Annotated in this window: 20 protein-coding genes; 13 read left to right on the top strand and 7 right to left on the bottom strand. The window is 35.4% G+C overall.

The window, feature by feature from the left end:
• Nucleotides 1-201: 201 nt before the first annotated feature.
• Nucleotides 202-888, top strand: coding sequence for a response regulator transcription factor (locus Q0838_RS02435; protein WP_298950824.1), 687 nt, complete (start codon nucleotides 202-204; stop codon nucleotides 886-888).
• Nucleotides 878-1,966, top strand: a complete 1,089-nt coding sequence (locus Q0838_RS02440; protein WP_298950826.1) for an ATP-binding protein — start codon at nucleotides 878-880, stop codon at nucleotides 1,964-1,966. Before Q0838_RS02435 ends, Q0838_RS02440 begins: the two co-directional genes overlap by 11 nt.
• On the opposite strand, the gene Q0838_RS02445 is transcribed toward Q0838_RS02440, so the two are convergent.
• Nucleotides 1,870-2,979, bottom strand: coding sequence for a glycosyltransferase (locus Q0838_RS02445; RefSeq protein WP_298950828.1), 1,110 nt, complete (start codon nucleotides 2,977-2,979; stop codon nucleotides 1,870-1,872). The two genes, Q0838_RS02440 and Q0838_RS02445, sit on opposite strands and share 97 nt — an antisense overlap.
• A gap of 69 nt (nucleotides 2,980-3,048) precedes the next feature.
• Between Q0838_RS02445 and trmB the strand changes: the two genes are divergently transcribed.
• Genes trmB through Q0838_RS02460 form a run of 3 tightly spaced genes read left to right on the top strand, consistent with a single transcriptional unit; the run spans nucleotide 3,049 to nucleotide 4,678 of the window.
• Nucleotides 3,049-3,717 (top strand): tRNA (guanosine(46)-N7)-methyltransferase TrmB, encoded by a 669-nt coding sequence (trmB, locus tag Q0838_RS02450; protein ID WP_298950830.1) that lies wholly within the window; start codon nucleotides 3,049-3,051, stop codon nucleotides 3,715-3,717.
• On the top strand, nucleotides 3,717-4,343 hold the full coding sequence (locus Q0838_RS02455; protein ID WP_298950832.1) for a LysE family transporter: 627 nt from the start codon (nucleotides 3,717-3,719) through the stop codon (nucleotides 4,341-4,343). The genes trmB and Q0838_RS02455 overlap by 1 nt, the downstream gene beginning before the upstream one ends.
• Nucleotides 4,340-4,678, top strand: a complete 339-nt coding sequence (locus Q0838_RS02460) for an MGMT family protein (RefSeq protein ID WP_298950834.1) — start codon at nucleotides 4,340-4,342, stop codon at nucleotides 4,676-4,678. The genes Q0838_RS02455 and Q0838_RS02460 overlap by 4 nt, the downstream gene beginning before the upstream one ends.
• A 53-nt stretch (nucleotides 4,679-4,731) precedes the next feature.
• Here Q0838_RS02460 and Q0838_RS02465 read toward each other — a convergent pair whose 3' ends face one another.
• Nucleotides 4,732-5,505 carry a glutamate dehydrogenase gene (locus Q0838_RS02465; RefSeq protein ID WP_298950836.1) on the bottom strand — a complete coding sequence of 258 codons (774 nt, stop codon included), beginning with the start codon at nucleotides 5,503-5,505 and terminating at the stop codon, nucleotides 4,732-4,734.
• 234 nt (nucleotides 5,506-5,739) lie between these two features.
• Between Q0838_RS02465 and gdhA the strand changes: the two genes are divergently transcribed.
• From gdhA to Q0838_RS02495, 6 genes are all read left to right on the top strand, one after another.
• Nucleotides 5,740-7,083, top strand: a complete 1,344-nt coding sequence (gene gdhA, locus Q0838_RS02470; RefSeq protein ID WP_298950838.1) for an NADP-specific glutamate dehydrogenase — start codon at nucleotides 5,740-5,742, stop codon at nucleotides 7,081-7,083.
• Between the two features lie 152 nt (nucleotides 7,084-7,235).
• Entirely contained in the window at nucleotides 7,236-9,518 is a 2,283-nt protein-coding gene (locus Q0838_RS02475; RefSeq protein ID WP_298950840.1) for a T9SS type A sorting domain-containing protein, read from the top strand.
• A complete protein-coding gene (recO, locus tag Q0838_RS02480) occupies nucleotides 9,519-10,241 on the top strand; it encodes a DNA repair protein RecO (protein WP_298950842.1) in 723 nt (240 codons plus the stop codon).
• Between the two features lie 53 nt (nucleotides 10,242-10,294).
• The gene (locus Q0838_RS02485; RefSeq protein ID WP_298950844.1) at nucleotides 10,295-12,640 is read left to right on the top strand and encodes a TonB-dependent receptor; all 2,346 of its coding nucleotides are present in this window, start codon (nucleotides 10,295-10,297) and stop codon (nucleotides 12,638-12,640) included.
• Between the two features lie 97 nt (nucleotides 12,641-12,737).
• Nucleotides 12,738-13,373 carry a ligase-associated DNA damage response endonuclease PdeM gene (gene pdeM, locus Q0838_RS02490; protein ID WP_298950931.1) on the top strand — a complete coding sequence of 212 codons (636 nt, stop codon included), beginning with the start codon at nucleotides 12,738-12,740 and terminating at the stop codon, nucleotides 13,371-13,373.
• Between the two features lie 74 nt (nucleotides 13,374-13,447).
• Nucleotides 13,448-14,293, top strand: a complete 846-nt coding sequence (locus Q0838_RS02495) for a hypothetical protein (protein ID WP_298950846.1) — start codon at nucleotides 13,448-13,450, stop codon at nucleotides 14,291-14,293.
• A 3-nt stretch (nucleotides 14,294-14,296) separates the two neighbouring features.
• Here Q0838_RS02495 and Q0838_RS02500 read toward each other — a convergent pair whose 3' ends face one another.
• Nucleotides 14,297-15,634: an NAD(P)/FAD-dependent oxidoreductase gene (locus Q0838_RS02500; protein ID WP_298950848.1), complete on the bottom strand. Its 1,338-nt coding sequence runs from the start codon at nucleotides 15,632-15,634 to the stop codon at nucleotides 14,297-14,299.
• A 95-nt stretch (nucleotides 15,635-15,729) separates the two neighbouring features.
• Here Q0838_RS02500 and mfd point away from each other — a divergent pair, with 95 nt between their 5' ends.
• Both mfd and Q0838_RS02510 read left to right on the top strand, forming a co-directional pair.
• Nucleotides 15,730-19,071 carry a transcription-repair coupling factor gene (gene mfd, locus Q0838_RS02505; protein ID WP_298950850.1) on the top strand — a complete coding sequence of 1,114 codons (3,342 nt, stop codon included), beginning with the start codon at nucleotides 15,730-15,732 and terminating at the stop codon, nucleotides 19,069-19,071.
• A gap of 182 nt (nucleotides 19,072-19,253) precedes the next feature.
• Entirely contained in the window at nucleotides 19,254-19,760 is a 507-nt protein-coding gene (locus Q0838_RS02510; RefSeq protein ID WP_298950852.1) for a TrmH family RNA methyltransferase, read from the top strand.
• Nucleotides 19,761-19,864: 104 nt separating this feature from the next.
• On the opposite strand, the gene Q0838_RS02515 is transcribed toward Q0838_RS02510, so the two are convergent.
• From Q0838_RS02515 to Q0838_RS02530, 4 genes are all read right to left on the bottom strand, one after another.
• Complete coding sequence (locus Q0838_RS02515) at nucleotides 19,865-20,299, bottom strand: hypothetical protein (protein WP_298950854.1); 435 nt, start codon at nucleotides 20,297-20,299, stop codon at nucleotides 19,865-19,867.
• Between the two features lie 90 nt (nucleotides 20,300-20,389).
• A complete protein-coding gene (locus tag Q0838_RS02520; RefSeq protein WP_298950856.1) occupies nucleotides 20,390-23,677 on the bottom strand; it encodes a carboxypeptidase regulatory-like domain-containing protein in 3,288 nt (1,095 codons plus the stop codon).
• Nucleotides 23,678-23,797: 120 nt separating this feature from the next.
• Nucleotides 23,798-25,426, bottom strand: coding sequence for a glucose-6-phosphate isomerase (gene pgi, locus Q0838_RS02525; protein ID WP_298950858.1), 1,629 nt, complete (start codon nucleotides 25,424-25,426; stop codon nucleotides 23,798-23,800).
• Nucleotides 25,427-25,471: 45 nt separating this feature from the next.
• Nucleotides 25,472-26,719 carry a peptidoglycan DD-metalloendopeptidase family protein gene (locus tag Q0838_RS02530; protein ID WP_298950860.1) on the bottom strand — a complete coding sequence of 416 codons (1,248 nt, stop codon included), beginning with the start codon at nucleotides 26,717-26,719 and terminating at the stop codon, nucleotides 25,472-25,474.
• Nucleotides 26,720-26,721: the final 2 nt, after the last annotated feature.

Below are 26,721 nucleotides of genomic sequence, written 5' to 3' on the forward strand. Positions count from 1 at the left end.
CTGTATAGTACTTTGATTTGCTAAGTAATTGTAACTGTATAGATAAATTTAATAATTACGCTTTCGCGAAAGCGAGATCATCACAAATAATTTATTAACTTTATTTTTTTAATACATTGAGTTAACCTAAAGCTAACATGGATTTAAAATGCTTGAGTAGCTATCTTTTTAATTTAGCCCATTAAGAATATGAAAGAAGAAATGAAAGACGCTAAAGCGAAAGTTCTACTAGTAGACGACGAGCCAGATATTTTAGAGATCGTAGGATACAATCTTAAAAATGAAGGTTATCAAGTGTTTACGGCAGAGAATGGAGAGGAAGCTCTCAAAATTGCAAAGAAGAAAAAGCCTGACCTTATAATATTAGATGTAATGATGCCTGTTATGGATGGGATCGAGGCTTGTGAGAAAATGCGTAAAATGCCAGAATTAGACGATACGGTGATTACATTTTTAACTGCGCGAGGTGAAGATTATTCTATGATCGCCGGTTTTGATGTAGGAGCAGATGATTATATTACAAAACCTGTAAAACCTAGAGTTCTTGTTTCTAAGGTAAAATCGCTTTTAAGACGTAGAGAGAATGTTGCTCCAGAAACATCTAATATTCTCAAATTAGGTAACCTAGTTATTGATAGAGATCAATACAAGATTATTTATAAAAAGGAAGAAATGATCTTGCCTCGTAAAGAGTTTGAATTACTCTCTTTATTGACTACTAAGCCTGGTAAGGTTTTTAAAAGAGAAGAGATTCTTGATGTAGTATGGGGCAATGAGGTAATAGTAGGTGGTCGTACCATTGACGTGCATATTAGAAAACTAAGGGAAAAGTTGGGTGATGACAGTTTTAAGACTGTTAAAGGTGTAGGTTATAAATATGTCAAATAATACCGCGCCTCAAAAAAATAGTTACCGATTTGCGATTAGATCTTCTTTTTATATCGCGATGTTGCTCTTTTTTCTTTTATTAAGTGTAGCATCCATGGATCATGTAAGGTTACCTTGGTATATAATCGTTTGTTTTTCTTTTGCGAGTTTTTTAATATGCTTTACAATTATACAATTTAGGGTACAACGTTTTATTTACCGACGTATTAAACGTATTTATGAAGATGTGGCGCTGTTAGAATCGAGCAATTTTAATGACAGAGAAATTGCGACAGATATGCGTACGCTTAAGGATCAAGTGCAGCGATTTGCTAGAAATAAGAAAACAGAAATAGAAACACTCCAAGTGCGTGAAAATTATCGCAAAGAATTTTTAGGTAACATATCTCACGAGCTTAAAACACCGCTGTTCACTGTTCAAGGTTATATAGACACTCTTATTGATGGTGCGCATAAAGACAAGGTGATACGTAAAAAGTACTTAGAAAGAGCGCAAAAAGGGGTAGAACGCCTTACCTATATAGTAAAAGATATGGATATGATCACTAGACTAGAGGTAGGTGATATGCGTCTGGAGAAAGATGACTTTGATATAGTAAAACTGATTAGACAAGTGTTTGATCAGTTTGAAATGAAGGCTGCTAGAAAGAATATTTCCTTAGTCTATGACATGAATTATAACAATAAAATTAAAGTTCATGCAGATAAGGAACGTATACAGCAAGTAATTTCTAATCTTATAGTTAATTCGATTAAATATGGTAAGCAAAATGGTACCACAGAGGTTGCCATTGAGGATCTTATTAATAATAAAGTAATAGTACGTGTTACTGATAATGGAGAAGGTATAAAGAAAGAGTTTTTACCTAGGTTATTTGAGCGTTTTTTTAGAGTGGATAGAACGGGCTCTCGCAGAGAAGGCGGTTCTGGACTTGGGCTAGCCATAGTTAAACATATAGTAGAGGCTCATGAAGAGCGTATTTATGTAGATAGTGAAATAGGGATAGGTTCTGAGTTTTCATTTACTCTAGAAAAAGTTTCTTCTAGTATAGAAGAGATAGATGTAGCAGTGGATTGAATAGTACCTAAACCTTTATAATTAGGTATTCTAGATAACATTTCTATTTTAAATTCTTTTTGTGTAGCACAAGGAACAAGACCTTTTTTCTCTAATGATTGTGCTAAGTATTCTTGCTCATACTGACCAGGTGTTGGTATGAAAAACGCTTTTTTACCTAGTTCATTTAAATCCATAATAGTGGTATATCCACTCCTGCTTAACACACATTCACTTAAATCCATAGCTTTTTGTAAACTTTCTGTAGAGAGGTAATTGTAAAAAGTTACGTTTCCTTTCTTTTCTACTTTTTGTTCTTTTTCTATTCTTCCTGCTATAAATAGAACTTTACCGTGGTATCTTTTAATTTCAGAAAGTAATTTCTTTTCTAAAAGTCCTCGTTGAGGTTCTGGTCCAGATAACAAAATAAGTAGGTCATACTTTTTTTGATACTGGCCGGTATTTTTAAATCTAGAAAGTGGTCCTAGGTAGACTTTGTCTAGATCGCAATCATCATTATGCGATAATTTACCAGTTAAATTTTCCACACTACTAACGTCAGGTATCCAGCAATAGTCAAATTTTTTAATATAATGGAGGTGTAGTTGTGTACTGAACCATGTCGTGCTTCCAGATAAAACTTGTAACTGGTGTGTTATGATTACCGATGGTATTAAATTACTGTATAGTCCTAATCTGTTATCTGATATGATACCTGTTATTTCATGTTCTAGAATTAGGCGATTTAATATTTTGTGTTCATTGCGTATAGCTTTCCATATTTTAGGAGAGTATTTAAGCATTTTTAATTTTAAACTGCGGTCTTCTTTTGCATATTCAATGTCATAAGATGGTAATTCTATAAAAGTACAGCCCTTAAATTCCTTTTTAAGTAACGCAAGTGCCTGTCCATCACTACCTATAATAGGGTTGTCTCCATTATTAATAATTTCTAATATTATAGGAATGCATCTTGTGGCATGACCTAAGCCCCAGTTTAAAGGTGCGACCAAAATGTTTTTGGATTTTTGCATGCAGTAAATATACAATGACTTTGTAATCAGGTATATTTGTAGTCATTAATTAATCTTTAAATAATTGTATTGGGAAGCAAGAATAAACTCAAACGATTTAACGAAAACGAAACATTCGACAACGTTATACAGCCTACTCGAGAAGAAGTAACCGCTGGTTTTAAACACCAGGGTAAATGGAATGAATTTTTCGGTAATGATAACCCTATTACCTTAGAGCTGGGTTGCGGTAAAGGAGAATACACGGTTGCACTAGCTCGTAAGTATCCTGAACGTAATTTTATAGGTATAGATATAAAGGGAGCGCGTTTCTGGCGTGGTGCAAAAACAGCTATTGAAGAAGGTCTTACTAATGTAGCTTTTTTACGTACTCAAATTGAGTTGGTGGATGACGCTTTCGCGAAAGCGGAAATACAAGAGATATGGATCACTTTTCCAGATCCACAAATTAAATATAAACGTACTAAACATAGAATGACTAATCCTGATTTTCTCGCAAAGTATAAGCATATTTTACAAGCTGACGGAATTATGAATCTTAAAACAGATTCTGAATTTATGCATGGCTACACTTTAGGGCTGCTGCAAGCTAGAGGAGAACAAATATTATATGCGCACCACGATGTTTACTCAAATACAGAATCTCCAGAAGAGGTTACCAGTACACAGACTTTTTATGAGAAGCAGTACCTAGAAACAGGTAAAGCGATAACTTATATTAAGTTTAAATTAAAGTAATGGCAGGACTTTTACATTTATTATTTGGTTTAATTATAGGTTTTATTGGTGTTATTCCACCTGGTTTATTAAATCTTACTGCGGCCAAAATTAGTGTGAAACAAAATAAGAAAGCTGCTGTAATATTTGCACTAGGAGCATCACTCATAGTAGTGGCTCAGGTTTATGTAGGGGTTTTCTTTTCTAAATTATTGAATAACGACCCTGATACCCTATTGCTGTTAGAGAAATTTGCAGTAGTTGTTTTTCTAGCATTATCTGCTTTCTTTTTTATTAAAGCGTTACGTGATTCTGGTGCACCAGTAGTAAAAGAGGTCAACAGGTCGCCTGTTAAAATTTTTGCGCAAGGAATCGTATTATCGGTTTTAAACATATTTCCTATTCCATTTTATATAGGTTTTAGTTCTTTTCTGGCCAGTCGTGGTTTATTTGAGTTTACTTATCCTATGGCTCATTTATTTATTCTAGGCGCCGCTAGTGGTACATTTTTAATGTTATTATCCTATATTACTTTTGTGAATAAATTTGCCTTTGAGAGCAATACCTTTGCCCGTAAAATTAATTACCTATTAGGAGGCCTTACTTTATGTATTGCGGTATTTACCATTTTTAGATTATACTTATGAATACAAAAGATTTTTATTTAAGAGTCTATGAGGTAGTTAAACAAATACCATATGGTAGAGCCACTAGTTATGGAGCAATAGCAAAGGTACTAGGGACCCCACGTAGTAGTAGGACTGTAGGTTATGCCATGAATGCGGCACATAATAATCCAGATGTACCAGCGCATAGAGTAGTAAATCGTAATGGAGTGTTGACTGGTAAACACCATTTTGCGGGCACTAACTTAATGCAACAACTTTTAGAAAGTGAAGGGCTAGTTATTGAAGAAGATCAAATCAAGAACTTTAAAGATATTTACTGGGACCCAGTAGAAGAGCTTGGGTTTCAAGTATAAAAAAAGCCTGTCTATTAAATTTAATAGACAGGCTTTTTTTTAAATAATTTGTTTTATAGATAAAATATATAACCTACGTTAAACCACCATATCCAGTCATTTACTCTATTGTTGACATTATTAGGGCTTAATCCATCTACATAATTACTGTCTACATAATAATGCCACTTAGAAGATATTAATATATCACTTAGAGTACTTACTTTATACCTAAAACCTAGGTCGCCTACAAGAGCAATTGCGCTTCCTTGTGAGGTGTCTATACGGTCTAAGAATGTAGGGAATGTAGTGACTGGATTACCTAGCGGCCCTAAAGAGCTAGTTGCTTCTGGTCTATAATTAACATAATGTGCGCCAAAACCTCCATAAGGAGCAATCTTAGGTTGGCCGCTTTGAAAATCTCTAATGCTTAAAGGGTACCATTCTATTTGTGCACCTAACTCAAAGACTTTTGCTTTTCCTTGCATAGATCTTAATTGAAGACCTCCTATAGAGTTTTTATCAGCTTCATCACCTAAGTGATTAAGTGTCGTTACGTGGTAGTTAATCTCACTGCGTATTTTAAAGTGGTCATTCCAGTAAGTGTCACCGGTATAACAATCACATTCTGCGCGATAAGCAAAATTGATATAGTGAATCAGGCCAACTCCTATACCTACATTACCTTTGTTAGTATCAAAGTCATGTCGCTCACCATAATCACTTTGAAAAGCAACTGGTCCAGTGATAAAACCTAATTCGTGAGAAAAGCCTAATTGAGCGTTACTAGTAACAACCATTCCCAAAAGAATGATAATGGTTGTAATGTGTTTTTGTGGATACGTCATTAATATAAGGACTTAAGTGATGGGAACAAATATAACAAAATGTAGTTCATAGAGACATTATTAGATGTGTTTAAACTAAATAGATTAGATAAAATACATGTTTTTTATGTGTGTATTGAGTAATAACAACGTAAGTTAGCTTAAATTATTGGTAAAAAAAAAATTACGTTCAGCGATAATATTATATTTGCATAATTAACGCAAACGTTTTCTTAAAGGAACAAATTAAAGATAATGGAAAAAAACATCCAAGATTTTATCGATTTGATAAAAAAGAAGAATTCTAACGAGCCTGAATTCATACAGGCAGTAACAGAGGTTGCTGAAACCGTTATACCATTCATCGAAAAGAATAAGCAATACCAGTCTGATAAACTGTTAGAAAGAATGGCAGAGCCAGAGCGTGTAACTATGTTCCGAGTGCCATGGACTGATGACAGTGGTCAGGTACAAGTAAATCGTGGATACCGTATTCAAATGAATAGTGCTATCGGTCCTTATAAAGGAGGATTGAGATTTCACCCATCTGTTAACCTAAGTATTCTTAAGTTTTTGGCATTTGAACAAGTGTTTAAAAATAGTCTGACTACTCTACCTATGGGTGGTGGAAAAGGTGGTGCTGATTTTGACCCTAAAGGGAAGTCAGACCGTGAGGTGATGCGTTTCTGTCAGTCCTTTATGGTAGAGTTGCAACGTGTTATCGGTGCAGATACTGATGTGCCTGCAGGAGATATAGGTGTAGGTGGACGTGAGATAGGATACCTTTTTGGGTACTATAAAAAACTAAGAAATGAATTTACAGGTATTCTTACAGGTAAAGGACGTTCTTATGGAGGTTCTTTAATTCGTCCAGAAGCAACAGGTTATGGAAACGTATATTTTGCACAAAACATGTTAAAGACACGAGACCAAAAGATCAAAGGGAAAACAGTTGTTATTTCTGGATCTGGAAACGTAGCACAGTATGCCGCAGAGAAAATATTGCAACTAGGCGGTAAAGTCGTTACTATGTCAGATTCTGGTGGTTACATTCATGATGCTGATGGTATCGATGAGGCTAAACTAGAATTTATAATGGACCTTAAAAACAATAAACGTGGTCGCATCTCTGAATATGTAGAGCAATATCCTAGCGCTACTTATCATGCAGGTGAGCGTCCATGGTCTGTAAAATGTGACATAGCTCTTCCATGTGCAACTCAAAATGAGTTAAACGGTGATGAAGCAAAAACATTAGTTTCTAATGGCTGTATTTGTGTTAGTGAAGGAGCAAACATGCCTAGCACGCCAGATGCAGTTGAGCATTTTGTAGATAGTAAGATATTATTTGCTCCAGGTAAAGCGTCTAATGCCGGTGGAGTAGCAACATCTGGTCTAGAAATGTCTCAAAATTCTATGCGTTACAGCTGGACTTCTGAAGAGGTAGATAATAAACTACACTCAATTATGAATGATATTCATGAGGCTTGTGTTACTTATGGAACACAAGAAGATGGTTTTGTAGACTATGTAAAAGGTGCAAACATTGCTGGTTTTGTAAAAGTTGCAGACGCTATGCTAGCTCAAGGAATTGTATAAGAACTATTTATTTATATAAGTATCGCTTTCGCGAAAGCGTTATTATAATCAACAAGAACCTCTGTAAAATCTACAGAGGTTTTTTCAGGCCCTTAATTAAGTTATTTTTGTTCTTATTCATCATATAATAAAGATGGGTACGTTGTAGATATATGAAAAAGCTAATACTCTTATTAATCCTCGTGAGCAATTATTGCGCGGCTCAAGATTTTTCTGATTCTTGGGAAGGTCTTTTTTCGTTCACTAATATTATTGATATAGTCGACTCTGATGATGCCGTTTATGCTGCTAGTGAAAACGCTGTTTTTATTTATGACCTTAGTTCTGGAACCTTTACAACTCTAACTACGGTTAATGGATTGAGCGGCGATAATATAAGTCAAATTCACTACAGTGAGTCTCAATCTACGCTAGTTATAGGGTATGAAAATGGGCTGCTGCAAGTAGTTGATGCACGTGGGAATGTAACTAGCGTTGTGGCTATACAAGATAAACAGGTTATAGCGCCAGATAATAAAAGGATTAACGAGTTTAAAGAGAGTGGTGATCTCATTTACATGGCTACAGATTTTGGGATCGCAATCTATAATCTAGAGCGTCTAGAATTTGATGATACTTATTTTATAGGAGATAACGGAGAGCAATTAGAGGTGAAAACCATCGAGTTATTTGATAATTTTCTATATGCAGGTACTGCTAATGGAGGTATTAGACGGGCCAGTATTATAGATCCTTTTTTAATTGACTTTGCAAATTGGACCCAAATTAATGGTAATTCTTGGGACGAAGTAGAGAATTTTAATAACCGACTATTTGCTACAGCGGTAAATAGATTTTTATATGAAGAAGGGCCAGTAGATTTTTTAATAACCCCTTTACAATTTCCAGGTAGAGCACTAGATTTTCATTCTTCAGGTCAATATTTTACGGTGGCCACTAGAGGTGCTGTTCTAGTGTATGATTTAAGTTTTACAGAAATTCTTAGAATAACAACAGTAGAAGGTATTTCTTATAATTATACACAAGCGATTACTGTAGATAATGACTTGTTTATAGGTACAGAAGACGCTGGTATGATACGCGTAGATATTTTAAATCAAAATGATTTTGAATTTGTCGTGGCAGATGGGCCAGCTCGCAACGCAGCTTTTACAGTAGCTACATCTCCAGATGAGTTGTGGGTAGGGTATGGTGATTATGATGTTTTTTATAATCCCTTTCCATTAGAGAGGTTTGGGATCAGTCATTTAACGATTGATGCCCCTTGGGAAAACCTCTCATTTGACGATATTCTTAACGTTAGAAGTTTAGGTAGTATAACTATTAACCCAACAAATTCATCAGAGATTTTTCTTAATTCTATGAATGACGGTTTAGTACAGTTGGTAGACGGAGCAGCGGCCACTCTGTTCGATAATTCAAATAGCTCTTTAATCCTATCAGAAGTTCCTACTAATAATGGTCCTTTTAATTTTCAAAGATTACCAGATAGTGAGTTTGATAATCAAGGTAATTTATGGGTGTCTCAAAGTCTTGAAGATAATTCATTACATAGAAGATCTCCATCTGGTCAGTGGAGAGCTTTTGATTTAAGTGATCAGATACCTGAAATAGCTCAAAGTACTACAAAAATGGTGATTACAGATGATGGTAAAATTATTTATGGTACTATAGATATTGGTCTGGTTGGTTTTGATCCAGAAACATCAGTCGCGGTAAATATTGACGAAGATAATAATCTTGTTAACAACTATATAGCCTCATTAAGATTAGACCTTAACGGGCAGTTATGGATAGGTTCTAATCTGGGACTACGTATACTCTTTAATCCTAATAGTATGTTTACAGACACGCCTAGGGATGCAAGATCTGTGATAATTGAAGATACTAACGGCATTGCCCGAGAGTTACTCCAGGATGAGGCAGTACTAGATATAGAGATAGATGGTAATAATAATAAATGGGTTGCTACTGCTAGCTCTGGAGCTTTCTTGTTTTCTCCTTCAGGACGAGAGACGTTATTTCAGTTTACTACAGATAACTCTCCATTACCTACAAATTCTATTAATGATATCGCAATAGATGAGGCTACTGGTAAAGTGTATTTTGCAACTAATAATGGCATTGTTGCATTTCAAGGACAAAGATCTAGTAAGCCCCAAGATGATTTAGAAAATGTGAGAGCTTTTCCTAATCCAGTACGTCCAGGATTTGATGGAAACGTCACTATCGATGGATTAACAGATAGAGCACGAGTTAAAATAACAGACATAGAAGGTAACTTAGTTTATGAAGCAGTTTCTCAAGGTGGTAGCATACCATGGGACACAAGAAGTTTTTCTGGTGATAAAGTAGCCTCTGGGGTCTATTTATTATTCATTTCTACTAGTGATAATATTGAGACTGCTGTTTCTAAAATAATGATAGTGAGGTAAATGCTTATAAAAACACAAGCAATTGTTTTATCCTCCCTTAAATATGGAGAGTCAGATCTTATAACAAGATTGTATACTAAAGAGTTAGGCACACAATCTTATATCTTAAAAGGAGTACGCAAGTCTAGAAAAGGAAAATTGCGCATTTCTTTTTTTCAACCACTCACTCAGTTAGAATTAGAAACACAGCATAAGGGAAAAGGTGCGTTAGAATACATTAAAGAGGCGAGAGTTTTGTTTCCTTATCAAAATATTCATACGAATATTATTAAGACTAGTATTACTCTGTTCTTTTCTGAAGTACTGTCACAACTATTAACTGAGCAGCAACCAGACGAAGAGCTTTTTGATTACGTCTCTACAGCTTTTCAATTTTTAGATCAATCTGATCAAGTAGCAAACTTTTCTATAAAAGTGCTGCTAGATATGACTCGTTTTTTAGGTTTCCAACCAGATGTTAATACTATAGATTTACCATACTTTAATATGCTTAATGGTAACTTTGATAATAATGGGTTGCAGCCATATCATTTAACAGACATAGAGAGTAACTTGTTAAAGCCTTTTCTAGGCATGAAATTTGATCAAATTAATGAGGTAAAAATGAATAGAGAAGAGCGTAATGGCTTATTAAATTTGGTCATTGAGTATTTTCAAATACATTTGCAAATCTTTAAAAAACCTAATTCATTATCAATACTAAAACAGTTATTCGACCAGTGAGATTAATCGCTATACTTTGTTTTTTTATATGTTTTTATACTACGGCACAAACAGTGACTGTAGTCAATGCTATTAGTAAGGAAAAGCTATTCTCTGTTGCTGTTTATAATAAAGATAAAAGCATTAGTGGTATTACAGATTTTAATGGAAAAATCTCCCTAGAGAATTTTTCAGATACAGATCGTATTTATTTTCAAAGCATGGCTTTTCAGACCTATGTAATTTATAAAGTAAATATTCTACCGCAAGGTACAATAATAGAAATGGTCCCTAGGTCAGAGAAGATAAATCCTATTGTTATATCTGCATCTAAATTTGCACAGCGCAAACAAGACATACCTCAAAAGATCATTTCACAAAATAGTGCTCAGATACGATCTAATAATCCACAGACCAGTGCAGATTTATTACAACAATCTGGGCAGGTTTACGTGCAAAAATCTCAGCAAGGTGGAGGTAGTCCATTAATAAGAGGTTTTTCTACTAACAGGTTATTGTTAACTGTAGATGGAGTGCGTATGAATAACGCCATTTTTAGGGGTGGTAATCTTCAAAATGTAATTTCTATAGATCCCTTAAGTATAGAGCGTACCGAGGTTATTTTAGGTCCAGGTAGCGTGGTTTATGGCAGCGATGCCATAGGTGGTGTCATGAATTTCTATACGCTGAAACCTAAGTTTGCTCAAGATTCCATCTTATTCTCAGGAAATACTCTGATGAGATATGCCACAGCAAATAATGAAAAAACCGCACATCTAGATTTTATTTATGGGACAAAAAGATTTGCATCTGCTACGAGTATAAGTGTTAATTCCTTCGGCGACCTTAAGATGGGTTCTCACGGTCCAGATGACTATCTTAGAAATCAATATGTAGACCGTATCGATGGAGTAGATGTGATCGTTAATAACCCAAATCCAAAAGAGCAAGTTCCTACAGGATACGACCAGATTAATCTCTTACAAAAATTTAGATACAAAGTAACGCAAAACTGGGAGTTTGATCTAGGTATCATTTATACCGCTACAGGCGATTTTCCTAGGTATGATTCTTTGAGTAGATTTGATGATAACGGTATCCCTCGAGAGTCAGAATGGTATTATGGACCACAGACATGGTTAATGGTAAATGCCAAAGCTATTCATAGAGGTAATGGAAAGTGGTATGATAAAATGATCTTTTCTCAAGCATATCAACAGTTTGAAGAAAGTCGCAATAACCGCTCTTTTCAAGATGTCGAGCTTTTTCAGAATAAAGAAAAAGTAGATGTTTTTACTACATCTATAGATTTTGAAAGACGCAATCGCGAGAATAATGTTCTTTTTTATGGAGCAGAATTTTTACATAACCGAGTAGCGTCAGTAGGTAGTGTTTTTAATATAGATACTCAAGAACGTCAGGATGCTGCCAGTAGATATCCAGACGGCGCTTCATGGAGATCTCTCGCTGCCTATGGAAATTACCAGTGGAGACTAGATTCTCAACTTACCATACAGTCAGGATTACGCTATAATCATATATGGTTAGACACACAATTTGATAATGTTTTTTTTAACTTCCCTTTTGAAGAGGCAAGTATCAGTACAGGTGCATTAACTGGTGCTTTGGGCGCTACCTATTTACCAGATAACACATGGGAGCTTAGAGCAAACTTTAGTACTGCATTTAGAGCACCTAATGTAGATGATATCGGTAAAATATTTGACCCTAGCCCTGGGACCATTATTGTTCCTAATCCAGATCTAGAGTCTGAGTACTCTTATAATATAGAGGTAGCGGTTAAAAAACGTATGAATGATAAATTCACCTTTGATATTTCTGCATACTATACGCAATTAAAAGACGCACTAGTCGCTAGAGATTTTCAACTTAACGGTCAGGATATGGTTATTTATCAAGGTGAACTAAGTCAGGTACAAGCCATTCAAAATGCAGAAAAAGCTACTGTTTACGGTATAGAAATAGGCACTCAATATGAGTTTAATAAAAACCTTAAATTGTACGGTCATTACAACTGGCTAGATGGCGAGCAGGAAGAATTAGACGGTTCTAAAGTAGCTGTGCGGCACGTGTCGCCTAGTTTTGGCGATATTCATGTAGTTTTTGAAAATAATAGTCTGCAACTGGATGGTTATATGATGTTTAACGGCAAGTTTGATTTTAATGATCTTGCGCCTAGCCAGCAATCACGTCCTCATTTGTATGCACTTGATAGGGATGGTAATCCTTATTCACCTAGTTGGTACACGGCAAATTTGCGTTCTAGCTATAAAATTAACAACAGACTTACCGCAACAGCAATTTTAGAAAATATTACAGACCAGCGTTACCGCACGTATTCATCAGGAATAGCAGCTGCTGGTCGCAATCTTATACTCGCGTTGAGGTATGCTTTTTAGATAATTGTTTGTAATTATTTCGCTTTCGCGAAAGCGGAATTATGAACCAACCATTTATATACTAAATACTTTTAATCATTAATAATTACCCTGCAAGCTGGCACTAGAAGTAAAACTCCAAGATCAAACATTTCAATTGCACCGCAGTGGCGCATGCTATTGGGTAGAACAAGATGTTATTCTTCTTGCCGATGTTCATTTGGGCAAAAGTGCTCATTTTAGAATACACGGTATGGCTGTACCTACGCAAGCAGACGACAAAGAATATGATAAATTAAGTGCGTTAATAGAAGAGTTTAAACCATCTCGATTATGGTTTCTAGGCGATTTATTTCATTCATATAAAAATGCAGAATGGGACTTCTTTGAACAATGGGTCAAGTCCCAAACCATAGAAATAGGTCTGGTAATGGGAAATCATGATGTTATATCTCGGGATTCTTTTGAGAATTTGGGTATGAAGACCTATGATTCCTTACAGATGGGAAAGGTACTTTTAACCCATCATCCAGAAGAAGTAGAAGGAAGTTATAACATAGCTGGTCACATACATCCATCAGTTAAATTACGTGGTAAAGGTAGACAGCAATTAAAACTGTCCTGTTTTTTTTGTACAGATTACGGGATGATTTTACCAGCTTTTGGTGATTTTACAGGCACCTACACTTTACAACCTAAAAAAGGTAATAGAGTTTTTGCAATTGCAGGTGATGAGGTGATAGAGCTTCATTAGGTCGGTTTACTTAAAATAATTCTAATTTTCTGTAATTACTAGGGTATTCTAACGGCAAGATCTATCTTTATAAGATGTCTAGAAAATTAATCTCCATACTAAATTTAATAAGTGTTCTCATTTTAATAGCTTGGAATGGGTATGCAAATACTGGTAATTATAACGGTAAAAGTGTAGGTGAACTGAGTGCAGAGTATGATAATTTATTTACTCCAGCATCGTATGCGTTTTCTATTTGGGGTATAATTTTTTTAATGCTGCTAGTCTTTGCTGTCTATGGAGTTTATGTGTCATTTGCTAAAAAGCATCTCGCGGTAAATAAAGATTATAAAACAGACTTTGTAAAAACTACGAGTCCGTGGTTTCTAGCTGCAAATGTTTTTTGTACCCTATGGGTGGCTTTATGGTTAGATGAACATATTGCAGCATCTGTAGTGATGATGTTAGGGATCCTTTTCTGTTTATTAATGTGTGTGCGACAGTTAGATATGGAGATATGGGATGCGCCATTTCCAGTAATAGCCTTTGTGTGGTGGCCACTGTGTTTATATTCTGGATGGATAAGTGTCGCCACTATTGCAAATATAGCTGCATGGTTAAATGGGATTTATGAAATGGCTATAACTACACAGGTATATGTCACGTTAGTCATGATTTTTGTAGCTTTTATGATAAACATCAGTATGCTTATTTATCGCAATATGCGTGAATTTGCTCTAGTAGGAGTATGGGCGCTAGTTGCTATATTTATGAGGTTTAAATCACCTATGGAAGGAATAAGTAAGTTAGGAACTAATCAGATAGCATACCTTTCTCTAGGTTGCGCCATACTTTTAACGCTAGCAATAACTTTTCATGCTATAAAAAATGCAAAAACTAATCCTATGAAAAAAATGAAAGAGTGGAATGCCTCTCGATAAAAGTTACATTCCTTTAAAATCATTTCCCCAACTGGGGTAGTTAAAAATGGTTTTTTTTAGTTCTTTAAAAGTCATTTTGGCTTTCATTGCTATAGCGATCATGTTGATTTGTTCACTAGCTTCTGGTCCTACGATGTGAGCGCCTATAATAAGTCCGTTGTCTTTATCTATAATTATTTTATAAGCATATGCTGTGGCATTGATACGTTTGTTATTAAACCACTCGCTTGCATCTTCTTTTAATACTTTGTATTTTGTGTTTTCCTTTTCAGCTTGTACTTCTGTAAGACCTATACCTGCACACTGTGGTAGGGTAAATACAGTGCTAGGTAGGACTGGTGTATCTATTTTTACCTTCTCACCGGTAAGATTTTTTGCGACTACGGTTGCTTCTATACTACTTAACGGTGTTAAGGGTAGGTTTTTACTAGATACGTCACCACAAGCATAAATATGGGGCTGACTAGTACTTTGTAAAAATTCATTAACTACCACGCCATTTTTATCACTTACTATATTTGCCTTTTCTAGATCTAGAGATGACGTTGCAGGTACTCTTCCTGCGGTATTGAAAACACAATCTGTAGTGATTTGATGCATGCCGTCCTCCATGTAATAGTTAACGATATAACGGCTGCCTTTTTGCTCAACACTAGATGCTTGGGCGTTTTTAATTATTTTAATACCTAATTGCTCAGAAGTGTTTTCAACATGTTGGGCAGTAAATTCTTCAAATGGCGCAAGGATTTGTTTTCCTTTTTGTATCATGGTAACTTTAGATCCGGCTCTAGCTAGAATTTGTCCAAACTCCATACCTATGTATCCAGCACCTACAAAAACTACCTTCTCTGGTACTTCTTTCAAATTAAAGAAATCTCCTGAGGTACGCATGAATTTTTCTCCAGGTATGCCTAGTTTTAAAGGTGTCATTCCTGTAGCAATAACATAATGCGTGGCTTTTATTTTTTCTCCATCTAGAATAACAGTTTCAGGATCTATAAAAGTAGCTTCTCCATGTAAACAAGTAATTCCATTCTTTTTGAGCTCTTTTTTTGTCTTATCTGGTATGTCCTTGGTATATTTATGAGCATAATTCATTGCATCATTCCAGTTGATGTTAATGTTGCCATCGATACCATTACCGGTCATATTTGTTGCAAAATGAAATGCTTCTACAGATGCAAGAATAAGTTTTTTAGGATCACAACCTCGCTGGGAACAAGTGCCTCCATATGCTCGATTATCTATTATGGCCACGCTCATCCCTGCTTTTTTACATCTAGTAGCTACTAATTTTCCTGCCGTACCGGTCCCAAAAATAAACACATCAAATTTCTTCATGATTTAAAGATAAGTGTGTGTATCCTGTCGTTGTATTAAAGAATTCTCAATATTCTTGATATGCTTTATTCAGGACGTATCTTTGTGACTATATTATGAGTTTTACTACTATTCTTAATCAATTTTCAAAAGCTGAGCAAACGCAAAGCTTAAAGGAAATCGTCGCGCAGTCTCAAGGTTCTACTACTATAAGTGGTCTCCTTGGGAGTTCTATATCTATTCTTTTAAAAACAGCTTTTCAAGAGGCAGATAAGCCTTTTTTACTTATTTGTAATGATAAAGAAGAAGCCGCCTTTTATTTAAACGATCTAGAAAAGATGATAGGAGAAGATAAAGTCCTATTTTATCCAGGTAGTTATAGACGTCCTTATCAAATAGAAGAAACAGATAACGCAAACGTGTTATTGCGTGCAGAGGTTCTTAACCGCATCAACTCGCGCAAGAAGCCAGCAATGATAGTTACCTATCCAGATGCTCTTTTTGAAAAAGTAGTTACTCGTAAAGAGTTAGAAAAAAACACGCTCAAAATTACGGTAGGAGATCAGATTTCCATCGAATTTGCAAACGAGGTCCTTTTTGAATATAAATTTAAACGTGTAGATTTTGTTACCGAGCCAGGGGAGTTTTCTGTGAGAGGTGGTATTCTCGATGTTTTTTCATTCTCAAATGATGAGCCCTATCGTATTGAGTTTTTTGGAAATGAAATCGATTCCATAAGGGTCTTTGATGTAGAAACACAATTATCAAAGGATCAAACTAAAAAGATTTCCATTATTCCTAATGTGGAGAATAAACAGTCAGAAGAAACTCGAGAGAGCTTCTTAAAATATATTTCTAGTAGCACAGCTATATTCTCGATGAATATGGATCTATTATATGGTCGTGTTGATTCGCTTTTCGCGAAAGCGGAACAAGCATACAACGAGTTGCAAGGTGAAATAAGACAGTTAACACCTCAAGAAATATTTAGTGATAGCAAGTTGATTAAATCACAACTGAAGTCATTTAACCATTTTGAATTTACCACCGCACAAGGTGTATTAGTGTATAAAACCTCTCCACAACCATCTTTTAATAAGCAATTTGATTTACTTATTGAAAATTTAAAGGAGAATGAAGAAAAAGGCTATAAGAATTATTTATACTGTAGTAGTGAGCAACAAGCAAAACGTTTTCACGACATATTTGAAGATATGAATGCTCAGGTACAGTATGAAACTATCGTTATGTCTTTATATCGAGGTTTTATAAGTCATGATTTAAAAGCAGTTTGCTACACAGACCATCAAATCTTTGAGCGTTACCATAAGTTTAATTTAAAGAATGGGTATGCAAAGAAGCAGGCGATTACTTTAAAAGAATTAAATACTCTAGTAATAGGTGATTATGTAACTCATATCGATCATGGTATCGGTAAATTCGGTGGTTTACAGAAGATAGATGTAAATGGTAAAAAGCAAGAGGCGATAAAACTTATTTATGGCGAGCGTGATATTCTTTATGTATCTATTCACTCTTTGCACAAAATAACTAGGTACAGCAGTAAAGATGGAAAAGCGCCTAAGGTATACAAATTAGGTAGTCCAGCATGGAAAAAATTAAAGGCCAAAACCAAGACGAAGGTCAAGCAAATAGCGTTTGACTTAATTAAACTTTATGCAAAACGTCGTGCGCAAAAAGGATTCCAGTACGCTCCAGATGGTTATTTACAAAACGAACTAGAGGCAAGTTTTATTTATGAAGACACCCCAGATCAAAGCAGCGCTACAGAAGATGTAAAAAGAGACATGGAAAGCGACCGACCTATGGATCGATTAGTTTGTGGCGATGTAGGTTTTGGAAAGACAGAAGTGGCAATACGTGCCGCGTTTAAGGCAGCTGTAAATGGAAAACAAGTTGCTGTCCTGGTTCCAACTACAATTCTAGCTTTTCAACATGCCAAAACTTTTAAAGAACGTCTAGCAGATTTACCTGTTAAGGTTGATTACCTCAACCGTTTTAGAACAGCAAAAGAACGCAAAGGTGTTCTAGAAGGTCTAGAAAATGGTTCTATTGATATAGTTATAGGAACGCATCAATTAGTTAGTAAATCCATTCAATTTAAAGATCTCGGATTATTAATTATAGACGAAGAGCAAAAATTCGGTGTAGCTGTTAAGGATAAACTTAAAACACTTAAAGAAAATATTGATACGCTTACCTTAACTGCCACTCCTATACCTAGAACTTTACAATTCTCCTTGATGGCAGCACGAGATTTAAGTGTCATAAAAACCCCACCGCCTAACAGGCATCCTGTAGAAACTAAAGTAGTGCGTTTTAATGAAGAAATCATACGGGACGCGGTGAGCTATGAAATCTCTCGTGGTGGACAAGTGTTTTTTGTGCACAATCGTATTGAAAATATTAAAGAAGTAGCCGGGATGATCCAGCGATCTGTTCCTGAAGCAAAAATAGCAATCGGTCATGGACAGATGGATGGTAAGAAACTAGAAGAACTCATGCTTGCTTTTATAAATGGAGAGTTTGATGTATTAGTTTCTACCACGATTATTGAAAGTGGTCTAGATGTGCCTAATGCAAATACCATTTTTATTAATAGTGCAAACAACTTTGGTCTGTCAGATTTACACCAGATGCGTGGGCGTGTGGGACGTAGTAATAAAAAAGCATTTTGTTATTTTATAACACCACCGTATGATGTCATGACAGAAGATGCACGTAAACGCATCCAGGCATTAGAAATGTTTAGCGAGCTGGGAAGCGGTTTTAATATCGCGATGAAAGATCTAGAAATACGTGGTTCTGGTGATATTTTAGGTGGTGAGCAAAGTGGTTTTATTAATGAAATAGGATTTGATACGTATCAAAAAATCTTAAGTGAAGCCATTACAGAATTAAAAGAAAATGAGTTTGCAGACCTTTATGAGACTAACGATAAAGAGAAGAAGCATGTTACTGAGGTAACTATAGATTCTGATTTTGAGCTGTTGTTTCCAGATGATTATATCAACTCCATTACAGAGCGTTTATCCTTATATGCAAAGCTCAATGATGTAGAAGATGAAAAAGGTCTGGAGGTGTATAAAAAGGAGCTCGTAGACCGTTTTGGCGAGCTTCCAGAAGAGGCAGAGAATTTATTAACTAGTGTTAGGGTTAAATGGATTGCTACTCGATTGGGACTAGAAAAAATAGTGATGAAACAAGGTAAGTTTATAGGTTACTTTGTCTCTGACCAGCAAAGTGGTTTTTATCAAAGTGAATCATTTGGGAAAGTATTAAAAGCGGTACAAAACAATCCTAAGATTTTAAAAATGAAAGAAAAACAAACACGAGCTGGATTACGCTTATTACTTACCGTAGAAAATGTAAAAACCGTGGATCGTGTTTATGATATTTTGAGTGTGATTATGCCAGTTGAGGTAACGACTTCTTAAATACGGTAAAATAAATTACTAACTCTGAGGTACGACCAGCAGATTCCAGATAAATCTGATCAATTACCTTTGTAAATAACAGATATTAAGAAACAGATTTTCTGGAATGACAATCGATTTTAATAAAGAAAATCGGGAATAAGAAAGAGCATCAGAATATCTAATTACCTTAAATTAAACTTTTGAAACAACTCACACATTACGACATAGAGAACCAGAAGAAACAATTTCCTATCACCATCGTTTGTGATGCGATTAGAACTCCTGAGAATATAGGAATGTGTTTCCGTATATCAGAGAGTTTTGGGGTGGAGAAAATATACTTACATGAAGATTCTCCTACTATTCAAAATAGAAATGTAAAACGCACGGCAAGAAATACAGAGCTTCACATCGCGCATGACATCTATTCTGATTTTGAAGCCTTAATTTTGAGATTAAAGAATGAAGGAAATACGATTATAGGAATAGAAATTACCGATAAGAGTGATGCTCTTCAAGGATTTGATTTTAAAAACTATGAAAAAATAGTATTGCTTTTAGGTAGTGAAAGAAATGGCATTGAAAACACTAGCCTTGCAGACCATACGGTTTCTATACCCATGTATGGTAAGAACTCCAGTATGAATGTCATTCATAGCCTTGCTATTTCATTATATGAGGTTACTAATCAGCTTTCAGAAAAGTAGAAAACTATAGATATCTTTTAACATAAAAACGCCTCGATCAATTTACTGATCGAGGCATTTTTGTTTATTAGTTACGCTTTCGCGAAAGCGAGACTACGAAAATCTTACATCCATTGTTTCCATGGTAGTCTAGAGAGAACTACTAAAAATGCAAGAGTGTAAAATATAGCAAGAACTTTAAATTTACTGTTACTTACGATTTTCTTTTTGTGTTTAGAGTATCCTACTGTGAGTAGGGCAACCGCGATGATCATCATGAAAGGATGTTCTATAGCAAGTAGTCTTATCTCTGGAGTGCTCATTACGGTAGATGTATCGCTAAATAACATACTAGAGTACGGAGAGAATGCCCATAGAGCAAGTCCTAATAAAAGTTGAATATGTGTAACGATAAGTCCTACTAGAGCTAGACTAAAGTCTTTATTGCCAAATTCTTTTTTACCAGCAAAGCCTATAATAGCGTTTATTGTTGCAATTGCTAGAACTAATAGAAGTAAATAAGCCCAACCAGAATGGGCGTTTTTCAATATGTTGTACATGATGACTATTTTATATTCAAAAATACTTCAAAAAAAAGAACCCTACTCGATTTGAGTAGGGTTCTTGAAATAAAAAGTAAAAAGTATTTCTTAGTTAAAGATATATCTAAGACCTACTTGCATTTGCCATCTAGAAGAACGTGTACCAGCATCATCAAAACCTTTAAAGTCTTCAGCAAAATCAGTGTCAAATGTAAATTCAGGATCTGGACCACCACGTTCTGTAGTAAGAAGTTGAACGCTACCAAAACGGTTGTTGATACGTTCTTGTCTACCCCAATCTTTATTTAAAAAGTTGAAGAAGTTAAAAATATCTACTGATGCTTGGAACGTATGTTTTTTACCACCGAAGTCTAAACTAAAGTCCTGTAAAACTTTAAAGTCTACGATATGATTCCATGGACCTCTATCTCCATTTCTTTCTGCATATTCTCCTCTTCTTTCTCTTAGGTAATCATTCCCTTCAATAAATGCATCCAGTGCTGCCCATTGTTCAGCTGCTGTTACACTTCCATCATCAATAAGGTTAATTTCACTAGCATCTCTAGGGATATAGATAAGTGCGTTATCACGTGAATCATCACCTAATAAATCAGATGCTCTAAAGTCGTTGTAAGTGTAACTTAATGTACCGCCTTGTTGTCCATTATAGAAGACACCAAACGTAGTTTTGAAATTATTATTCCATTTTAACTCATATGAAGCATTTGCAGATATTCTGTGTCCTAAAGCAAAAGCTGAGTTTCCGATAGCTGCATTGTTCTTACCATTGACCGTAACCACGTTTCTCCATTGAGAACTGTTTTGAGATGAAGTTCCTTCAAAAATAGATTTACCTTGTCCGTAGGTATAGGAAACTTGACCAGAGAAACCGTTTTCATAAGGTTTAGTTAGGCTAAAACTAGCGTTATAAGACCAGCCTTCATTTGTATTAGTACCTAAATAAACACCTCTATAGGTTCTGTCTATCGTTCTTCTTGAGAAGTAAGGTCTATTATCAGCCCCATTTAATCTTCCTATTTCGCCTTCAATGTTTAAGTTTTGGTAAGTAACATTATTGATATTATCGTTATATAAGAAATCTGCACTAGCGATTAATCCCCAAACATTAGTTTTTTGATCAATACCTATGTTGTACTTCATTACTTGAGGTAATCTGAAATTAGGATCAAAAATATCTATCTGACCACCTAGCTGCCCACTACCTGGAGCTGCACCATCACCGATAGGCTGGTTATTAGGGTCAGCTACAAAGAAAGCCCCATCAACAAAATTACGCTCATCCACACCACCTACAGAAAGTCCGTTATTGTTGTAAGCACCACCTGGCCATACTAAAGGAATTCTAGAAGTAAAAATACCTAATCCACCACGTATTTGTGTAGTGTTATCACCATTCACGTCCCAGTTAAATCCTGCTCTAGGAGCCACGTGTATCTGACTTTTAATCGCTTTACCTACTCTTGCACCACGTAAGTCTCTACCTGCTGCTTCAAGAAGATCTACAGTTCTTGTATTAAAGTCTTCGTTTGCAAGTCCATCTTCAAAGAAAGGAACATCAAAACGTACACCGTAAGTTAACTTGAAGTTATCCGTAATATCCCATTGATCTTGCGCATATAAACCTAACTGCGAGTAACCAAATGCTGCTGCTGCATTCACGATATCATCTCCAGAAGTTCCTAGTGGATCAAGAAGAGAATACGAGTAGTCATAACTATCTGCCGCTGCATCATTAGTAGCATCGTTGTCAAAATAAGTATTAAATTCTGCTAATGTGTTAAACGTATATTGTCCGAAGTTTTGTCTTACAAAAACGTTTCTCATGTCATAGTGCTCAAAGTTACCACCTAATGTGATGTTGTGAGCTCCTTTATTGATTTCAAAGTTATTTGTTACTGTGAATACGTCTTGATCTAAAATATTTCCTGTAGAAAATGCTTCAGAACCTAAAGTAATGTTTCCATTACCATCACCGATAGATACTCTAGGAAATGGATTCCCTATAGGATCTCTATCGTCTCTTACCGTCGTGTAACTTAAAATTAAGTTATTAGAAAGGTTACTTCCGTTGGAAGTGTTCCACTCTAAAGTAGAGAAGTTAGTAGTAGATGGGAAAAAGATACCACTGTTTGAAAAGTTGATAGATCTTGATCCACTTCCTCCAGGAGAGATGGACTCACCATTTACATAGTTGTGTTTAAATGTTAATGTGTTTTTATCATCTACATTGTAATCAAGTTTTACTGTAAACTTTTCACTATTCAATTCTCTAATAGTATTACCAAAACTTCCTGGATCATAGCCAAAAGTGTTGATTAAATTTTGTCTGAATTGCTGTAGGTCAGCAATAGATGTATCTCCACTATATAAATTAGGATCAAAAGTTCTAGGAGTTTCCTCTCTTTGAATCTCTGCATTTACGAAGAAGAATAATTTGTTTTTGATGATTGGTCCACCTAAACGTGCACCATACAAGTTTGCTGTAAACTCATCTAGTCTCTCACGATCTGGAGCAGGATCTGTACCATTGTTTCTATCTATTTGATCTACGATCGCTTGAGGTGTTTTACCAGCTAGTTTTTCATTACGTGTGTAGAAATAAGCACTTCCTTTAAATTCATTTGTACCAGAACGAGTAATTGCATTAATAGCACCACCAGTAAATCCAGACTGACGTACATCAAAAGGAGCGATATTTACTTGAAAAGACTCGATAGCATCGATAGAGATAGGGTTAACACCTATCTGACCTCCATTTGTACCTGATCCCGAAAGACCAAAAACATCATTATTTACCGCACCATCAATAAAGATCGAGTTGTAACGGTTGTTTTGTCCACCTATAGATATAGCTCCACCTTCAGTTACCTGAGCTTGAGGAGTTTTTCTCAAGAAATCACCAATTCCCCTGGTTACAGATGGCATAGTATTGATTTCACGAGTAGAAATGTTAGTAGTAGTTCCTGTTTTTCCAGAATCAAAAACTCCATCTCTTACTGCATTAATAACAACTGCGTCTAGCGCATTAGACTCATCTACTAAGGTTAGACTGATTTTTTCAGATTCTCCTAACTGTAGGTAAATGTTTTCTAATTTTTCTACTTTCTTGCTTACGTAAGAAATAGTAATCGTGTAAGGTCCACCTACACGCATGTTTGCTATACGATAAAAACCTTCTATGTCTGTAGAAGTACCGTAGTTAGTTCCTGTTGGGCCGTGTACCGCAACGATAGTGGCTCCTAAAAGGGGTTCCTGGCTATTATCAACGTTTTCCATGATACGCCCGTTAATGCTTGAGGTGGTAACCTGCGCATTAACTGCCATGGTGCTTAATAAAAGCCCAATTGCAAATAAAAATTTTAATGTTCTGTTCATTTCAGAATGAGTTATAGTTTGATTTTGCAAAAGTACATCGCAAACAACCATTCTAATATTAAGCTAACATTAAGAAGTAAAGTTCTTGTAAATTATAAGCAACTGTGAATAAGAGTGTTACTATTTTTTTTGATAAAATCTCTGTAAAAGTTGTCTTGTGCTAGCATCATGACCGTCATATTTGTCATTTTCTATGTCTTTTAGTATACTGTCAGCAAGTACCTTTCCTAATTCAACGCCCCATTGATCATAACTATAAATGTTCCAGATTACTCCTTCAACAAATATTTTATGTTCATACATTGCTACTAACTTACCTAAACTTCTAGGTGTAAGTTCATCTATTAATAGGGTAGTTGTAGGTTTATTACCTGTAAATACTTTAAATGGTGCTAGTTTTTCTATTTCTGTAGCAGATTTTCCTGAGGCCTTTAAATCTGCTATTACTTCTTCCTGTGTTTTACCATTCATTAATGCTTCAGTTTGTGCAAAGAAATTTGCCATGAGCTTATTATGGTGATCAGGATGGTCGTATTTTGCTTTTGCAAAAGCAATAAATTGTGCAGGAATCAATTTTGTTCCTTGATGAATTAATTGAAAAAACGCATGTTGAGAATTAGTTCCAGGTTCTCCCCATACTATGTTTCCAGTCTCATAGGACACTGGATTACCGTTACGGTCTACACTTTTACCGTTACTTTCCATTATAGCCTGTTGTAAGTATGCTGGTAATCTATGTAAATATTGAGTGTAAGGAATTACGGCCTCACTTTGAGCGTTAAAGAAGTTGTTATACCAGATAGCTAATAAGGCTAACTGTACAGGGATATTTTTTTCAAAAGAAGCTGTTTTAAAATGAGAGTCCATTTCTTGAGCTCCATCAAGTAGATTTTGGAAATTCTTAGTCCCGATACCTAAAGCAACACTCATTCCTACTGTACTCCAAAGGGAAAAACGTCCACCTACCCAATCAAACATGGGGAAAATGTTTTCTTGATCAATACCAAAGTTTACTGCTCTGTCCACATTGCTGCTTACCGCTATAAAATGCTTAGCAACGGCTTCTGTGCTTACTTTTTCTTTAAACCAATTTCTTATAGTAGTAGAATTAGTTAAGGTTTCTTGAGTACCAAAGGACTTTGAAACGATGACAAAAAGTGTGGTCTCTGGATTTATTTTTTTCAGTACTTCTTCTACATGATCTCCTTCTACGTTAGAAACAAAGTGTAAGGTGAGGTCATTTTTATAGGCTTGCATGGCTTCATAAATCATCACTGGGCCTAAATCACTACCTCCTATACCTATATTTACAATGGTATCAAATTTTTTACCATTTGCAGCAGTAATCGTTCCAGCGTTTATTCCATCCACAAAAGTGAACATCTTCTTTTTACTTGCTAGTGCTGCGGTTACTTTGTCAGCTATGCCAGTAGAAACATCTTCAGTACGTAAAGCTGTATGTAGTACCGCGCGATTTTCTGTAGCGTTAATAGCGGTTCCATTAAAATATGCAGTGATAGCACTTTTTAAATCACATTCTTCAGCTAAGTTTATTAATTTCTGTTGTGTTTCTTTAGTAAATAAATTCTTTGAGAAATCTACAAAGAAGTCATTCTGTTCTATAGATAAATCTTGTGCCCTGCTGTTATTATTTGCAAATGCTTCTTTTAGATTAAAATCTTGAAATGTCTTAGAGTGCTTTGCAAGTTCCTGCCATGCCGCTGTTGTTGTAGGATTGATATTTTTCATTCTCAGGTAGAGTTAATAGGTGGTTGCTATATGCTTATTAATAATTTATAGAACTGGTTCTTGTTCTTTGAATGGAAGCTTATTTATTTCTTCTTTTAAAGATTCTATAGACATCAAATAATCTTCCATTTTTTCTTGCGGTAATGGGTCTGCGCTAGGTAAATTTTGTTTGTAAGGATCTACTTGTCTTCCATTTACCCAAAATCGATAGCAAACATGTGGTCCAGATGCCAGGCCAGTACTTCCTACCGTACCTATTACCTGACCTTGTTTTACACGCTGTCCTACTTTTACCTTGCGCTTAGTCATATGTAAATATTGTGTAGAATAGGTGCCGCTATGTTTAATCTTTACATAATTACCATTACCACTGGTGTAACTTGATTTTGTAACTATTCCACTTGCGGTAGCTACTATAGGTGTTCCATATGCTGCTGCATAGTCGGTTCCCTTATGTGCCTTCCATCTTTTTTGAACGGGATGAAAACGTCTTCTTGTAAATCTAGAAGAAATACGTGAATAATTAACAGGTGCTTTTAAGAAGAAACTGCGTAATGTTTTACCATTCTCATCATAGTAATCGCTCATTCCAGTAATGGAATCTGTCACATAATTAAAGGCATAAAAAGGTGTTTTATCAGTTTCAAAAACGGCTGCTTCTATAGATTCTATTCCAGCATAGATCGAGTCGTTAATATAACGTTCATTATAAATCATCTTAAATCGATCTCCTTTTTGAAGTTTAAAGAAGTCAATCGACCATTTGTATATGTCAGATAATTCGTAGATAGCACTTAGTCCCAGTCCTTCTTGAGCCATAGCTTCAGATAGAGTGGAGTTAATAATTCCACTTGCGGTTTTTCTTTTAAAGGATATAGGGTGTTTATCTTTATAAGCGGCAAGTGTATCGTTGAAATGAACAACGACATAATCTAGCTTAGATGGCTCATAAATAAATGCTTCTGGTGTACCTAGACTGTCTTTTCTTTTTAAGATTTTATAGGGTTTTCCAGCTTGTATTCTACGTAGGTCGTAGACTTCATTAAGTTTATTTGCGGTTTGATAGGCGCTTTGACCTTCGACTATGTGGTCAGAGATTAAATCGTTGAATGTGGCGCCACTAATTACTGTGTCGGCAACTAGTTCAAAATCATTAAGGTCATAGCCATACTTCATTATTGGTTCAATAACTACAGGTATAGGTTCTTGAACTTCTTTAATAGCTTTTACATGTTCTTTACAAGAGGTAAAGCTTAGTGCTAGTAGCGCACTAGCGATGAAATGTTTTAACATGA

It is taken from the genome of uncultured Nonlabens sp. (assembly GCF_947495285.1).
In the GTDB taxonomy this organism is placed as follows: Bacteria; Bacteroidota; Bacteroidia; order Flavobacteriales; family Flavobacteriaceae; genus Nonlabens.